The sequence below is a fragment of the Microbulbifer maximicatervae (SeqCode) genome (assembly GCF_052467695.1).
In genome coordinates this window covers 1,738,221-1,753,637 of sequence record NZ_CP174320.1, presented here as the reverse complement: position 1 = coordinate 1,753,637, position 15,417 = coordinate 1,738,221, and the positions used below count along the sequence as shown (strand labels likewise).

Here is a 15,417-nt window from a genome sequence, read left to right as displayed (position 1 = left end):
GTTGAATATCCTTTCCTAAATAATAATGTTGTTAATTTTACTTATGCAGCAGGTAAAGCTTCATCAGGTGAAATATTGTCTGCACTTAAGGTTATTTGTACTAACCTTTCACCATCTTGTTCACTAGCCATGTGAGTATTCCATCCCAGTAAAGGTTCATTCTCAGCTTTTCTATTTAGCTGGATAGGTGCCACCTGGCTGGTTGAAAGTGTCACCGACAACTCAAAATCCAATTCAACACCAGCACTAAAGCGAATAAACTCCTTAAGCGATTCCAACTTTTTCGTACCCGGAGCAATAGTCATAAATTGCTCATAAGGCATTGACTCAATAATTACCTGAAATTTATTCTGGGCTTGGAAGCAGTGCGTACCCAGAATGGTATTTACTCCCAAGCAATTATTAATACCCTTCGGCACCTGAGCACTGGGCAGTCGGCATAAGATATCATCCGGTAACTCATCCCACTGTCCCTGGAATTGTTCAATACTTACCGTTAAATCAAAATAATGCTTGATCATGCTGGATAAAGCGGTAGCGGAACAACGTCCACTGGAAAGGTGTCCTCCCATTCCAACTAGTGCTTCATCCGGTATCGGCATTCGATAGCGCATTTCATTTGTACCAAGCCCTGCAAGGGACGCAAGAGCCTGGGTAAACTTGTCTGGCTCTCGAGAATTCTGCAGGCGTTGCCGCTCATAATTCACAGGCAATTGGTATTTATGCCAAGCTTGATAAAAAAGGGAAATACTTCGGTGACTAAACATATCCAGAAAATCACGCAGCGCCGTATTGTTCTCCCTAAGCTCCCTCTGCACTAACTCTGTCAGGTAATAGGGCATCACCCCCTGACTACCGATTAACCCTGTAAAACCCACCTCCATATGCCACTGATGAGTCTCATTTTCATCGGGCTCTTCATGTTCAACGCTTTTCTTCTCTAGACGTAAAACATCCGAGCTAATAAAAGACAACCCAGATTGAGCACTAAACCGAATCAGCTCTTTAGTCGGAGGGGCAGCGCTCGCTATAGGTTCTTTACTGAAACCTGTACCTGCCAGATGTACTGCACGCTCTACCAGCCTTACCGCTTGAAAAAAATCAAAGTTATAAGGCTCTCGGCGTAAACGCTCAATTACAGTAAAGCTTTTTCGCCGGCGCGAGGTGGCCATCGCTTCAACTCCCCATCTCGACCACTCATAGTGGCAATCAGTTTTGTAAATGAATTAATTGAACAGTATAAGCCCAGGAAACGCTCTATGATGCTAGCAAATAACAATGGACTTGTTCCTGTTAACATCATGGAATCAAGTTCAATCTCAACTTCTGTGCCGCGACATAAAACTACACTTTGATCAATCTGAATCGGAGCAGTAACCGGTTTAGCATTAAGCTTTAATAATGACTCGATTAAATTACGCGTACTAGCAGAGTCACGGAAGTCATAAAGCCTAAAAATTTCTTTTAACGCATTACATCCCTCTGCACCTGATAGAGAAAGATGATTTAAGTTAAGGTGAGAAATTAACCTCCAATACCCTCGCTCTCGTCGAGGCGGTCGTATAGTTGCTGTTGGGGAAACCACACAACTAATTCGGCTAACTGGCAAATCACCGTCAACAACCTCTAAATAAGGCTGGGCGCTACCACTAGGTAATTTTTTGGCTAGATTTCGATTACAGCAGGTTAACTTAATATCTAATGTCTGATCACTAATTCTATGCGGGTTAAAGTCCAGATCGACTAAGCTTATATCAATCTCAGATGCTTGTTCATTCCGATGCTCTCCTTCGATCACATCTCTGCGACGACTAAACCAAAAGGCAGATTGATCAGCATGATGTTGACTGTGTCGAATTCCATAGAAAGGCCGGTAACTGGTTGTCTCTCCATCACCATTAGTTGCCGCAACTTCATCCACTGAGTATATTTCTAAGCCATCACTTCTACGAGCATCAGGGACCACATGGTAACTATACTGCGAGTGATTAAGCGGAATAGGATCTGCACTTTGTTTAAATAAATTAACAACCGGAGCACAGCCCAAAGCAAACATGCTTGGAGAAATCTGTTTTTCCAACTCTTCATGAGTTTCGGATAAATAAAAATACAGATTTAACGTGTCGTCAAAGCTCTCATTTAACGCCTCACCAATATTTAATATATCCAAGAAAAGGAACTTTTCCGGAAAAGCAAAATATTCAGTTAGGAGTCGATATCCTACGAATGCGGTATCAGGATATGGCAATAAACCCTCATCTGGACTTAGCCCCACTTGACATATTTCATCCGGAGAGAGAAAAGTTGGCTTTGGATCACTCTCCCCATTGGCAACAACCAACCTGACACACTTACTTAGTAGCAAGTCATATAAACTATAGATATGAGATGGTTGGCCACGAAGGAAAAAGCGGAGACTCTCAGGGTTTAGCTCAGAAAATTTTATGCTTGGGCTAAAAGTTTTAAGGGATAATTTTAAAACTGCATTAGCGCCCTGAATGTCATTACAGCCCGGAGCGATAAATGGCCTTGGCATCAGGGTGGCACTCACCGCCTGAAATGGGCAAATTTCTGCTGGATAACAAGTTGTAAAGCGGCAGGTTTGCCCTTGAAAGCTGTCACTTTCGAGTAAAGTCTTCGTTTCTACCCGGGTTATCGCATCCAAATCCTTTTCCGGTTCAAACTGAACAATGGCACAAGAGGGAATTGGACGAAGATAATGAGGATACAGAGTTTCCAGCATTGCATCGGTTAACTCCGGAAAATCATCACTCAGCTTTTGCTGCACCCGAGCATTCATGTAAGCGAAGCCGGACAACAGTCGCCCTACTAAAGGATCATCAACTGTGTCTGCATCCAGCTGAAGTCGGGATGCGGCAGCTGGGTGCATCTTTGCAAATTCAGCAGAAGTTTGCTGAATGAATGCGAGCTCTCGCTCGTAGAGATCTATTAATTTTTCACTCATCACATAATCTCAGAGACATCCACCAGCTGGGTAACTGGGTTGAGTGCCGAATCAAATACAATAACTTCCGACGCTGGATTTACATGTAATACAGCTTCAACACGAAAGCGTATACTAGGATCTTCGACATCCACTTTGTCTTGGGTGGTTACTTTTACCGAACGTATTCTGGGCTCAAAATTTAAAATTGTTTTTTCAATATCTCGACAAAACTGTTTTCGGCTAGCGGCAGAGGAAAGATTGACTGTTGATAGGTCTGGTAACCCGTAGTTAATATTTGACTGCTCTAAACTTTCATGAGTTGAAGGTGCGGAAATACATTTAAATCTTGTATTGAACAAGTATTCCAAATCACGACGCACCCCTTCACGCAACTGCCTCAACACTTGATGGGATTGATGTACATCCAATTTACTAGATGATTGTAATAATCGATCCAATACCGGGGCCAATAATCGCTTTTCTCTAACCATAATAATTAGGTAGCTCCGACGCCGATTGTTGCCAATGCGGTTGTAAGTTTTAGCTCGGATACAAGATGGTCAACGGTGTAATGACTCTTGAGATGAATCACACTTTGATAGCTACCCGCCTTGCCTGGTTCATCCGTTACTTGCACCCGAGACTCCCGTAGAGGGTATCGAGCCTGCATTTCCCAGGAAAGGTCATCCCTTCCCGTTGTGTATTCATCCAACCAATGCTGCAACTGCCGTTCGCAATCTGCAGCATTCATATAGGCACCCACCTTATCCCTTATCATTACCTTGATATAATGAGCAAATCGGGATGCGCAAAGTATTTGTTGTAACATAGAGCTAATGCGCGCATTAGCCGTGGCTGCTTTAGATGTGTATTGCTTGGGCCTTTGAAGTGATGGAACACTATTAAAGGCGCTGTAAGGAGTATCGTAACAGTGACTCAAGCATACATACCCTAAGTCACTTAAATCCCGCTCAGCAAAATCAGTTACCAAAATTGAAGTGGCCATTCGGATCATGCCAGGAGTACTATCTGGCCTATAAGGCACCATTGGTAGCTGGGTTACCAGCCCTCCGCCCAGATGGTCACGTGCAACCCCTCTAATATGTGAAAACCAGCCAACTTCACTAAACTCTCTTAACAGTACGGCACCCAATGCAAAGCAGGCATTCCCCCATAAATAATTCTGGTTATGGGATGCCCGTACCTGCTCCTGAAACCTCAAACCACGATAGGATGAAAATTCCTGATTATAAGGTTCTCTCATCAAAACTTGAGGAAGTGTCAAAGCGATAAATCGGCTGTCTTCCAGATCCCGAAGGCCATTCCATCGAATGTATTCTTTTTGACGGAACACTTCTGAAAAATTGATAGGCTTTGCTAGATCCGAAAAGTTGTCTACACCAAAAAGTTGCGGTGCTGATGCACAAACAAACGGTGCAAAGGCTGCGGCTGCAGTATGCGCGATGCCCTGCAAAGTAAATACATCATCATAAGGGTGGTCAGGCAGCGGCCGATGGGATACATAGTAATCTCCAAGCAACAAACCAAATGGCTCGCCGCCTGGAGTACCAAACTCTTCATTATATATAAGATGAAACAGCCCAGATTGGTCAAAATCCGGGGCCCGCTCTATATCCTTCGCGAGGTCTTTCCAGCTGGCATCCAAGAGTTTGATTTTAATATTTTCAGCGTGGGGTGTATCAAACACCAATAAGGATATCCCCCGCCAGCTCGCTTCAAGTCTCTGAAACTTCTGGTGATGAATTATACAATTCAGCTGGTCACAGATTAGTTCGTCCAACTCGGCGATAATTCGACTCAGATAATGGCGAACGGAATAATTATCCCTATTTGTACAGGGGGATAATTCTGTGAGCCAATATTCAAATGCAAAAAGATCATCCGGTTCCTGCAGAAATTTATGTAGCTCTCTCTGCTGCCCTCTCGCCAATTTCTCCGGTAGAACATCTGATTGATCTTCCGATATTTGGTCATGTGCTGCACGGGGCACCGGTATACTCCAACAAGAATTATTATTTGAATAAATAATGGTAAAACGCAGGCCTTGAACAAGGCCATGTGAAGAGAGAACCCGCCCCTAGAGGCGGGCCCGGAGCCTTATCCCGCAGACGGGATATTTGCCACCATACGCAAGGACGTCGTCAATTCTTCCATCTGTAACCAGGGTCTCAGATAGGCAATCGCACTGTAACATCCAGGCTGACCCGGAATCTCTTTTACTTCCACACGGGCCTCAGAAAGCGGGTACTTCGCTTTCATTTCAGGGCTCGCGTCGGGGTTGGAGTTAGTGTACTGGGAGATCCACTTGTTCAACCAGCGCTCACAATCACCAGCTTCCATAAAGGAACCCACTTTATCGCGTGCCATTACCTTGAGGTAATGTGCAATACGAGAGGTCGCCATCAAATAAGGCAAGCGAGCAGAAATAGCTGCGTTAGCAGTGGCGTCAGGGTCATCGTATGCCTTCGCCTTTTGCGCACTTTGAGCACCAAAGAATACCGAGTAATCCGTATTCTTGTAGTGACACAGAGGCAAGAAGCCTTGAGCGCTTAACTCCGCTTCACGGCGATCGGTAATACCAATCTCTGTGGGGCATTTCTGATCGAGATCCCCATCGTCACTCTTGAACACGTGAGATGGCAGTCCTTCTACTTTACCACCACCCTCAGCACCGCGAATTGCAGTACACCAGGAGTTCTCAGCGAATGCTTGAGTCATGGTGGTGCCCATAACATAAGAAGCATTCATCCAGCAGTATTGATCGTGCTCTGCTGGACGGGAAACGCCGTCTTCATCCACTTCAAACTCTTCGAAGTCAAAAGCTTCAATCGGCTTGGTGTTAGCACCATAAGGGGTACGGGCTAGGGTACGCGGCATTACCAAGGTGACAAAACGGGAGTCGTCACTGTCACGGAAACTGCGCCACTTGATGTACTCGGCGGATTCAAAAATACCACCCAGATCTCTCGGCTTGGAAAGTTCCGTGTAGTCATCAAAACCAAACATGCCGGCACCGGCGGCTGCAACAAACGGACAGAAGCCAGCCGCAGCAACATTAGACATCTTGCTCAGAAGCTCGATATCCTCAGGGTGGCTGGTGAACTCGAAATCCCCGATCATTACGCCGTATGGCTCACCACCCGCAGTACCAAACTCTTCTTCATAGATTTTTTTGAAGGTCTGGCTCTGGTCGAACTCAACTGCCTTATCCAGGTCGCGGAAGAGCTCGCGCTTGCTCAGATTGAGCATGCGGATTTTCATGGTAGCGCCAGTTTCCGAGTTCATGACCAGGTGATTCAGACCACGCCATGATCCTTCCAGCTTCTGGAATTTCTCGTCATGCAAAATCGCAGACAGCTGCTGGGACATTGCCTTATCAATCGCGCTAACAGCTTTCTTGATGGTCTGGGTCAGGTTGCGATCCCAGGTGACCGTCCCTTTCATTACTTGCTCTGTCAAATTCGCAAGCAAGTCTTGTGCTTCTTGAGGCTCAGTTTGTTTAGTTGCCGCAATCGCCTGATCTAGGAGACTCGCCGATTGCTCTTCAGCTTCACTTCCTGCAACATTTTCTACTTCAGTGCTCATTCTGAGTCCTCTCCTTTATCCTCATTCAAGCCCAACTGGTCAGAGATAGCGCTGACGTTTTCTGTGCTCTTGAGAATATCCTCAAGTACTTTTTCAAGCTCCTCAGAGCGATCAGCTTTACTCAGCAGATCACGCAGCTTACTACGGGCTTCAAGCAATTGCTTTAGTGGCTCAACCTGCTCAACAATCTGCTCCGGCGAGAAGGCGTCCATGTTGTTGAAGTCGAGATCAACAGCCATCTTGCTACCGTCACCAGTCAGGGTGTTTTCCACCTGCAAGTTCAACTTTGGGTTTACTTTACCCATTACGTCGTTGAAGTTATCGCGGTCAATTTGGATAAACTTACGATCTTTCAGTGCCTTGCGATTCTCGGCATTATCACCAGAGTAATCACCCATAACACCCGCCACAAAAGGAAGCTCCTTTTTGACTTCGGCTCCGTTAGTTTCAACATCGTAAGTGATATGTACACGCGGCTTACGCACGCGCTTAAGTTTGTTGTGGATGCTTTCAGACATCTAAGGTCTCCTTTCCGACTTTAGGGACTGCTGTTCTCAGTTAATTACCAACCAGTGCTGGCTTCTTCTTGCGGTTGCTCACCCCAACCTTCATCAGAGACTGGCGCGGATACACTTTCAGTAGGTGTATCTGCGGCAACCGCAGGAGCTGATGACGTGCCACTTGTAGTCACTGGTGGGGTTATATATTTTTGTGTATCCGTGCCATCGAGACGAACTCCCGTCAACTGGGAGTAAAGCGCCTTCGACTGATCATCAGGTAGCAATTCAGACATCAATTGTGAAACGGTCATTCGTCCCCAGCCTATCAGCCTCTCCAGGCCGGGCGCCAGCGGCGTATGCGGCTCATAGGTACGAAAATACTTTGCCGCCTGCTCAAGCAATTTTAAGGCATCTTCTCTGGACACTACCGGACCGGTAGGGACAGCTACAGCAGAGGCAGCCACAGAAGTAACCGCTGCTGCAGCTGCATTTCCAGCTTGAACTTCCCCAGCAGGCTCTTCTGACGATTCAGGCGCCACATCTTCTTGAGTCTGCTCCATAGACTCCAAGTGCGTCTTATAAATAAAACGGCTTGTCCGCAACACCTCATCCAATAGAGATGAAATATTCGTGGATGGGGGGGCATCATGGCCGCAGCTTTGTCGCAGGCTATCATTTATGGTCTTAAAGTGCCCCAGCGCTGCCTCGATTGTCTGGACGAGGTTTTGAGCCCATTCACCACTCGCACTGTTTACACATTGATCAATCTGCTCAAGGTTGTAACCCAGTGTTTCTATTCGAGCAGCCTTAGCATCGTCATCTGCAATTCTGTCAGCATCCCGAGCCTGTTGGAATTGGAAGAATGAATAGTCCCCATAATCCCCTTCGGGAGTAATACCGGCACTGCGAATAGGCATTAGCAAGGTGCCATCACCACCATCACCATTCAAACCTGTCAGGGGTGCTACTTTTGTCTCAAGGCCGTCTTCGTCTGGTAAGGGATACAGACCTTCCCAATATTGCTCTACTAACGAGTCGATAACCTGCAGGCCATCTCTCAAGCCAATAAAGCCATGTAAGCGAATCAAGGCCTCGGTATACCAGCTGGCAACCTCCAAGTCCTTACTCTTTTTCCCTAGGATATTTTCTGCAGCTTTTGCTACATCCCTCCAAGGTGCGAGTAGGTCTGTATCTGCATCATCGAACATTGCGGAGCGTTCAGCAGCTCTTGCACTGTTGCGAGCATCTTTGATCGAGTAATAATCAGAAGTTGGCGAACGATCTTCTCGGATATCTTCCCCTACGGGATTATCCTCTGAGATTGGAGCAACTAATTCATCGATATTTATCGTGTTTGGGAATGCCATCAAAAAAGGCCCTTATACCGAATCAAATCCTTTAATCAGAATTCTGAGAAGAGTACACGTTGTAGATATCTAATCAAGGCAAATAATGCGCTTGGTACCTATTACTTTAAAAAACATGTTCAGTTGACAATTTTACGCTATTTATTTTTGTTAGATTTTGGCTTCTTATTCCAAGCCATTACATAGGAACTGCTGTTGAATCGCAACTCCCCATACTAGTCACAAGTTTAAATGTGGCAAAAATATGCAAAAACTCAGACCTACTCTTTTCAAAGTTCTCAAGAGATGACCACAAAAACACAGAATAGAAACTATCCGGGCTCTGAAAGAAAGTGACCAAATAGCGAACTGGTGTTTTTACAACCTCAGCAGACATCTCATAAATATGGCCATTTTGACTGTTGCTTATCAGTGGTTCAGGCCCGGATATAATAACGCCATTTTCCACTCTAGTCAGACACTGCTGTATTTGTGCTTTACCGAAATGCTCAATCGACAAATCATGGGGAAGCAGAGATCGATCTTGCTTTAGTACGATCAAATAGCGACTTAACTCTGAACTTCCGGCCTGAATCACAGCTTCCCTATTCAGATTGTCAAACCCTTGCCAACCGGCTGGAATACCAATAGAAACTGTGCCATCAGTACTTTCCAAAAATTCTAGAGCGGGAGGTAACGGAGGGTCACCACAATTACTAGACTTTTCAGTACAGTGTATTAATTGATCACCCAAGCAGAGCTGAGTATGCCATCCCGCCTCCCAGAACTTTTTCATTAGCTGGCAGGCTTCCCTTCTATCTTCCGTAGCCTTGATTTGAGATTTTGCCCCAGTCAGCAGTCCTTTTATTTGACTAAAGCCCAAACCAAATTCACGCCCCAATGCTGCAATTGCATAGCGCCGCTCTACAGAACCTCTTATCTCTCCAGTAAAAATTATTCTGTAAGACATACCAGTAACCTTAGCTTCCTGCTCTGATACTCACTTTACAACCAGAACCTCTAATACAATTATCTCAATTCAATCAAACTTTATAGGCTTTCTTAAATTAACGTTCTGATCAATAAATCCATAGATGAAAAGTAAAAGTCCACTCTTAATATCAGTGAAGAATTTTCGCATGAAATTTTTTATGCAGCGCACTTAAAGCTGTCGATTTCTGCAAGGAGAAAAGATGTGCATAAATAAAAGGCAAACAACCTGATTCACGCAACTCCAGGAAAGCTGCAGAATCAAGCTCTCCCAATCTCTTCTCTGAAATACAATAAACACCTGTTAATTTATGCTTAACATCACCTGGCAAATCTATATTTATTTCTTTTTCTACCAGCAAATTATTCCGCTGCAAAATAGCGACAAACTTCCAAACCTGCGTCTTTTTAAGATGGATATCCTCTAAGCGGCGCTGCGCTTCCAATAAGTGACCACTTGGATTCCCATTCTCTTCAAACAACCTAACACCTAAAGAACTATTTCCGTCTTCAGATAATAGAGAAGATTCAACGCAAACAAATGCATTGGAAGAGTCACCTTCTTTATATTTTAAATAGAAGGGATAAGAGCGAATAGATGCGGGAATATAATCACCCTGCCATTGTCCCTCTTGCCAAAAAAGGTTTTCTCCAGGTGTTACACCAAGTAATCCACAGCTCTCAAGCTTTCCCGTCTCTTTTGATCGAGCAAATATAATAGGACAGGCACGCGCCACCGGTATGAATTCAGGCAATAAGATTGGGCAAATATGCGAATTCTTACTGTGGGAAAGATCACTTTTGATTAATTTGCAATTGCGATGCTTCTTCTTATCCAAGATAACCAGCTGTCTCACGCTGTGCCCTCAATCCTAACTTATATTCTTCTGTAACTGCACACCAAGCATTGAGCTATAGAGCTCAGGGCTTGGCAATGATGGGCACAGCAAGGTTGTCGGGGCCAAATGTTGAGACCCCTCACTCCACCACAGACTATATGCGGAGTAGCTACTTTTGCTCATCTGCCCTAATAGACCTGCAAAACCTCTTTCCAGACTATTCGATTGGCCTGTGGAGACGACAAAGTCTCCCTGTGCTGGAGGCAGAGAGATAATGCCCGCCCTGTCAGGGGGAGCACTAAATGCCTCACATAACTGGTCTGCATGTAGCATATTTTGCAGCGATGTAATTGCTAATTCAGACAAGCTCTGGAACCAGCTCTTAGCATCAGACATAAAAGCAAATGCATCCACTACCGGGGATAGCGGAGCAGCAAATGTCAACGGAAAATAGCGCCCAACACTATCCACACTAGGTACTAAAATTCCGGCCCACGCATTGGTATCAATGATGCCTTTGCTGTGGACAAACCTCCAAACAGGACTGGTCAAGTAGTAGTCCAACCACTCTTGACCTACGAGTTCGCGAGAACCGAATACCGCTCGTTGTAACCAGCCATCCCATACAGTGACAAAACTACCCGGCAGCTGCCGCTGAACAAAGTCCCCGTGACCCGGCAACTTACCAAAAATACCAACTGTATTTTGCAAATCATCTACTCCGTCTACAGGGTCTCAGGGCATCGATATCCGCGCAGTAAACTGCGGTCGAACGGATTGTTTACATTAGATGCAATCAATTTAAATTGAGCCTTTCGCCCTTCTTCAGAGAAAGTGACAAAGTGTTCTGCATTACTTCGCCCGGCTTCCAAATCTGAGCTCGCTAACAGTCTGTACCATGCCCAGTCCCCTTCAAAATGCTTGCGATGAACAGTCTCATTCAGATCTTCAAAGATAATGCGGACGCGATTACTTTCACCACCACGCCAAGTCAGCTTTTTAGTGGTTTTAGGACCATGGGAGTAAGGAACTCGTTGCTCTCCAAGTTCAAGTTCAAACAAACGAACACTGGAATCCAGTTTCGTGGGCTCAATACGGAAGGAGTAAGAAGCTCCTTCGCCGGCACTGAAGAAAGTTTTTCGAATACGTTCAGCTCGACGCAACTGGGAAAGGGCTTCCCTTGAAAGGCTAATACCCTGCCCTTCAACGTATTTGATTTTCCAGTTTCTGGTATCCACAAATGGTTTCAGATACTGATTGACAAATTTCTCCTCAATACCACCTGGTTTGAAGTACTGGTTAAACTCCATCACCGGCACTTCCTGGTCACGGTCGCTGCGCAGTGGGTACCGGTTTGCCAGGCTATTGCTATAGCTTTGATAAACCTCTTCACGCCAGACACGGTTGATATGCGCCTTAGTCTTGGCCATTACCAGCCCCCAAGCGCTGTCAGCAATATCTGTCAGCCACTGGTCAAAAGGTGCTGGCGCATTGGCAGCCTTAACCCTTAACTGTTTAATCGCATCGCTACCGCCGGCAAAACGCGCTTTGGCACGTCCAAAGGCCGCTTGATTCGAATCGGGAGCGCTGTCGATCTCAGTGAGGTATTCCTGAATTTTATTAATAGTATCCAGGTATTCTTGGATACGCGCTGGCCGCCCCTTCTCACTCTGAGTGATTCGCTGAACCTCCTCAAACCTAACATCAACAATGTTTGGCTTGTAATGATCCTGCAAGGCACTGGTTGCACTACCCAGTGCGGCTTGTCCCAACTTTCGAGTAGTACTGGATACAGGTAGCTGTACCCCAGAAGCATCGACTGGAACCTCAGGACGAAGGGTCAGACGAGTGTTATCTGAAGTTATCTCGGTAATCGCAAGAAGGGGTGAGTAAATAGGATCAGACAACTTTGACAACACATCCAATGCCTGTGAAGTGCTACCAAACCTCTGTATTTTGAACCCGCCAAGGAAGCCCTGCCAACGCTGTAAGTACTCCCCAAGATAGATTCGTTTTACTTCCTCACCAAGCTTTTCACGGTCGGCTTCGGTAAAGTCCTCACCACTCAGATCTCCACCATAAATCCAGCGTTCTTCAGCCATATTTGTCATCAGCTGAGAGTCCGCTCCAAAGTCCAGTTCTTTATAACCCGCCTTTGTATAAAGGAAGGGAATCGTGAAGTTTGGATTATTGGCTTCCATACCAAAAATTTGCTGAGTGTCTCCACCAATTTCCTGGTAGAGATCTACAGGGGTCAATCCGAAGTCACTATTTTGCAGTTGAGCAAATAACCGCTGAGGCACAGGGATACGACGCAGTTGTTGTCGCGCGCGAGCTACCACCCTCTCATTCTCTTCAATTGAATTGGGTAGAGGCTGAATAAATAGTTGATCTAGGTGGTAGCGCAGTTCTTCCTGCCTCCCAGCTTCACCGGGTAGCTGACGCTCCCAGCGAGCAGTGTAGTAAGCCTCTATGGTTTTCAAATCCATTTTATCTGGATTAAAAAACATCAAATAGGTTTTGAGAGTACTTACCAAAGCGGGATCATTACTTCCGAGACGACTTAAGTCACTCTCTATATCACGAAGTAAAGCGGGAAGATAAATAGTTTCTAATTTATGGCGATAGAGATCATTTGCCGCGGTATCAATTCTGGTGTCATAAAGTCCCAAATTGCCAATCCACGGATGTTCCTCACGATCGTAGACCGCACTAGCCCGCTTTAAAGGCTCTAACAAATTTAAGGCACTGATGGGCGTAATATTTTTACCTTTCAGCTCACTCTCTGCACCTTGGTACGCGCTGAGATTATCGCTAACCTCTCCCATGGATAATTTATTCTGTGCGAGACTGCCACTCCATAAGAAAATAGCTCCGACAAAGCCTCCTGCCAAAGTAGCAAAAACTCCCCGGCGCAACCAAAGGTTGGCTGACTCAATCCGGCGATTAACGCCCACTAATTCAGCCTCTGGGAAAACGACATCCTTCAATAGTCGATGCAAGAAAAAGCTCTTACCAACACCCTGGAATTTTGGCCCGACGCTACGCTCTAGTCCAAAATCAGCAGTTACGGAGGACATCATACGGTCAACAGGACTGCCCTCCTGAGTGCCACTAGTAAAGTAGACCCCTCTGACCATAGGGACGGTTTCGTAACGATTTGGACCGAAAGTCTGCTTTACAAAATCTGTCAGAATATCCGTAAGACTTTCCATTCGGGCAGGAAAACCTTGCAACAACGCCCGCTTCTCTACATTCCTCTCCTGATGAACACGCCACAATACGCGCTGGTTCAAACGCTCTATCAGCTGCTCAAATTCTGCTTTGAAATTATCGAGAGGGGCCCCTACCGTGGCATTAGCTTCACGGGGAAAACTCATTCCCCAAACTTGCTCACGCTCAGCTTGAGAGAGGTTGTCGAAAAACTCTGTAAAACCTGCAACTAAGTCACATTTTGTGAAAGTGAGATAGATCGGGAAGCGAATACCCAACTCTTGTTGCAGTTCATTTACACGCTGGCGGATAATTTTTGCCTGGTGTTGGCGCTGCTCTTCAGTTTGCACCATTAAATCTTGCAAGCTAATTGCAACCAGAGCACCATTGATCGGGCGGCGGCGGCGGTATCTTTTCAATAAGCTCAGAAAAGCTTTCCAAGCGCTATTATCGTAAACCCGGTGACTGTCCTGAGTCGTATAACGCCCTGCGGTATCAATTAAAACTGCATCATTGGTAAACCACCAATCACAGTTACGGGTGCCCCCTACCCCACCCAGGGCTTCCTTTCCATGACTCTGCGCCAGCGGAAATTCCAACCCGGAGTTCACCAGGGCTGTTGTTTTACCACAACCGGGAGGCCCAATAATGATGTACCAGGGAAGCTGATAAAGGGAAACTTGTCCCTTGTCAGATTTAAACCGAGCACTACGTAATACACCCATCGCTTCACGGAAGCGACCAGAAAGAGCATTCAACTCTTCCAGCGAGCGTTCTTCGTCTGGATCTGTAGAATCGGCTTCTTGTGATTCCTCAATGCCTTTTATTAAAGCCTGGTTTTGGCGTCTCTCTACCAACCATTGGCTAATATTCCACACAAGCCAAATAGCAAAAATAAAAACAATAATAGTTAGTCGGACAGAGTGAGAAAGCGTGGCATTATCACTACCAAACTTAATGTAATCAGCCGCAAACCAAATGAGGAGGGAAAGAGCTGAGAGCCCTATGAGCCCCAACACCCACTTATTGGTAAAAAAGTTACGCAAGCGTTTCATGAATTGCTCCGTCTTCCAGGGTATCGACCATACCCAGGATCAATATCAGCCCGAGTGTTACCCTTCTCCTTGCGGAGACTCATCATCACTTTTGGACAAATCTAAAATCTGGTCCGCGACCGGTGTCGTCGTTTCATAGAGCCACCAGCGATAACCACTATAAGTTGCAAGTAACAATCCCAGGACAACACTCATAATCACCCAGAGGGGTATATAGTGAATCAGCCGGGATTTTCGCTCTACGCATCCTTGCCAACGCGGCGAAAGATCTCGGTCCATTGGCTGCTTATGCTGTTCAATTGTTCTGTAGAGCTCATCACGAATCTGTTCTATTTGTTCGTGTCCACGCTGTACGAGCCGATACTTACCCTGAAAGCCCAAGCTCAAACACAGGTAAAAAAGCTCAAGGAGTTCCAAATGACTTGCGGGAGTTTCCAGCATGCGCTGCAAAATGACAAAACACTTCTCCCCTCCAAAAGTCTCTTTGTGAAATAGGCTAAGTAGAGAGTGCTGGCTCCAACCGCTAGCTGTACCCCAAGGCGTGGTCAAAACAACCTCGTCCACGACGGTACATAGTAAGTAACGGGCTGTTAGCACTGATTCAGGTGTTAAAGCCAGTTGCTTTGCCTCACGCTCGAAGCTTTGGATTTCCGTAGTAAGTCGCTTGTGCAGATCAGGTACGTTGGCGTGATTCATCGTTGTGCGCAATTTGATAATTACGCCTAACAATTTCGAAGCCGCAGACACCAATGGATTAAGACTGTTGCGGACCTGAGCCTCGACCGGGGCATCTTGGCTGGCAAAGAATTGTGGCTGAGCCTGAGCTGCTGCCGGTGCCGCTGCGGCACCGGGTGTCGGTATCAAAACCGTTCTATCCCCAGCATTAGGGGCCCGTGGAGGAGTAAAGCTGTCATTACTCAT

12 protein-coding genes are annotated in these 15,417 nt (G+C 45.9%); all 12 read right to left on the bottom strand.

Annotated elements, in window-relative coordinates; genetic code table 11:
- Positions 1-41 precede the first annotated feature (41 nt).
- Positions 42-1,172 (bottom strand): type VI secretion system baseplate subunit TssG, encoded by a 1,131-nt coding sequence (tssG, locus tag ACJJI8_RS07665; protein WP_444934703.1) that lies wholly within the window; start codon positions 1,170-1,172, stop codon positions 42-44.
- The gene (gene tssF, locus ACJJI8_RS07660) at positions 1,136-2,965 is read right to left on the bottom strand and encodes a type VI secretion system baseplate subunit TssF (protein WP_444934702.1); all 1,830 of its coding nucleotides are present in this window, start codon (positions 2,963-2,965) and stop codon (positions 1,136-1,138) included. Before tssF ends, tssG begins: the two co-directional genes overlap by 37 nt.
- Positions 2,965-3,438, bottom strand: a complete 474-nt coding sequence (gene tssE / locus ACJJI8_RS07655; protein WP_444895421.1) for a type VI secretion system baseplate subunit TssE — start codon at positions 3,436-3,438, stop codon at positions 2,965-2,967. Before tssE ends, tssF begins: the two co-directional genes overlap by 1 nt.
- Before the next feature lie 5 nt (positions 3,439-3,443).
- The gene (gene tssC, locus ACJJI8_RS07650; RefSeq protein WP_444906606.1) at positions 3,444-4,958 is read right to left on the bottom strand and encodes a type VI secretion system contractile sheath large subunit; all 1,515 of its coding nucleotides are present in this window, start codon (positions 4,956-4,958) and stop codon (positions 3,444-3,446) included.
- Between the two features lie 107 nt (positions 4,959-5,065).
- Positions 5,066-6,553: a type VI secretion system contractile sheath large subunit gene (gene tssC / locus ACJJI8_RS07645; RefSeq protein ID WP_413664116.1), complete on the bottom strand. Its 1,488-nt coding sequence runs from the start codon at positions 6,551-6,553 to the stop codon at positions 5,066-5,068.
- Positions 6,550-7,071, bottom strand: coding sequence for a type VI secretion system contractile sheath small subunit (gene tssB / locus ACJJI8_RS07640; RefSeq protein ID WP_413664115.1), 522 nt, complete (start codon positions 7,069-7,071; stop codon positions 6,550-6,552). Before tssB ends, tssC (ACJJI8_RS07645) begins: the two co-directional genes overlap by 4 nt.
- Before the next feature lie 44 nt (positions 7,072-7,115).
- Positions 7,116-8,420 carry a type VI secretion system protein TssA gene (tssA, locus tag ACJJI8_RS07635; protein ID WP_413664114.1) on the bottom strand — a complete coding sequence of 435 codons (1,305 nt, stop codon included), beginning with the start codon at positions 8,418-8,420 and terminating at the stop codon, positions 7,116-7,118.
- Between the two features lie 178 nt (positions 8,421-8,598).
- Positions 8,599-9,369 (bottom strand): hypothetical protein, encoded by a 771-nt coding sequence (locus ACJJI8_RS07630; RefSeq protein WP_444934701.1) that lies wholly within the window; start codon positions 9,367-9,369, stop codon positions 8,599-8,601.
- Positions 9,370-9,520: 151 nt separating this feature from the next.
- A complete protein-coding gene (locus ACJJI8_RS07625) occupies positions 9,521-10,228 on the bottom strand; it encodes a SapC family protein (RefSeq protein ID WP_444934700.1) in 708 nt (235 codons plus the stop codon).
- 33 nt (positions 10,229-10,261) lie between these two features.
- Positions 10,262-10,939, bottom strand: a complete 678-nt coding sequence (gene tagF, locus ACJJI8_RS07620) for a type VI secretion system-associated protein TagF (RefSeq protein WP_413664111.1) — start codon at positions 10,937-10,939, stop codon at positions 10,262-10,264.
- 14 nt (positions 10,940-10,953) lie between these two features.
- Complete coding sequence (gene tssM / locus ACJJI8_RS07615) at positions 10,954-14,496, bottom strand: type VI secretion system membrane subunit TssM (RefSeq protein ID WP_444934699.1); 3,543 nt, start codon at positions 14,494-14,496, stop codon at positions 10,954-10,956.
- A gap of 57 nt (positions 14,497-14,553) precedes the next feature.
- Complete coding sequence (gene icmH, locus ACJJI8_RS07610) at positions 14,554-15,417, bottom strand: type IVB secretion system protein IcmH/DotU (protein WP_413664109.1); 864 nt, start codon at positions 15,415-15,417, stop codon at positions 14,554-14,556.

Bases quoted from the DNA above. Each gene is read 5' to 3' on its own strand.
- tssG (WP_444934703.1), bottom strand. From the start codon at position 1,172: ATGGCCACCTCGCGCCGGCGAAAAAGCTTTACTGTAATTGAGCGTTTA.
- tssF (WP_444934702.1), bottom strand. From the start codon at position 2,965: ATGAGTGAAAAATTAATAGATCTCTACGAGCGAGAGCTCGCATTCATT.
- tssE (WP_444895421.1), bottom strand. From the start codon at position 3,438: ATGGTTAGAGAAAAGCGATTATTGGCCCCGGTATTGGATCGATTATTA.
- tssC (WP_413664116.1), bottom strand. From the start codon at position 6,553: ATGAGCACTGAAGTAGAAAATGTTGCAGGAAGTGAAGCTGAAGAGCAA.
- tssB (WP_413664115.1), bottom strand. From the start codon at position 7,071: ATGTCTGAAAGCATCCACAACAAACTTAAGCGCGTGCGTAAGCCGCGT.
- tssA (WP_413664114.1), bottom strand. From the start codon at position 8,420: ATGGCATTCCCAAACACGATAAATATCGATGAATTAGTTGCTCCAATC.
- ACJJI8_RS07630 (WP_444934701.1), bottom strand. From the start codon at position 9,369: ATGTCTTACAGAATAATTTTTACTGGAGAGATAAGAGGTTCTGTAGAG.
- tssM (WP_444934699.1), bottom strand. From the start codon at position 14,496: ATGAAACGCTTGCGTAACTTTTTTACCAATAAGTGGGTGTTGGGGCTC.
- icmH (WP_413664109.1), bottom strand. From the start codon at position 15,417: ATGAGTAATGACAGCTTTACTCCTCCACGGGCCCCTAATGCTGGGGAT.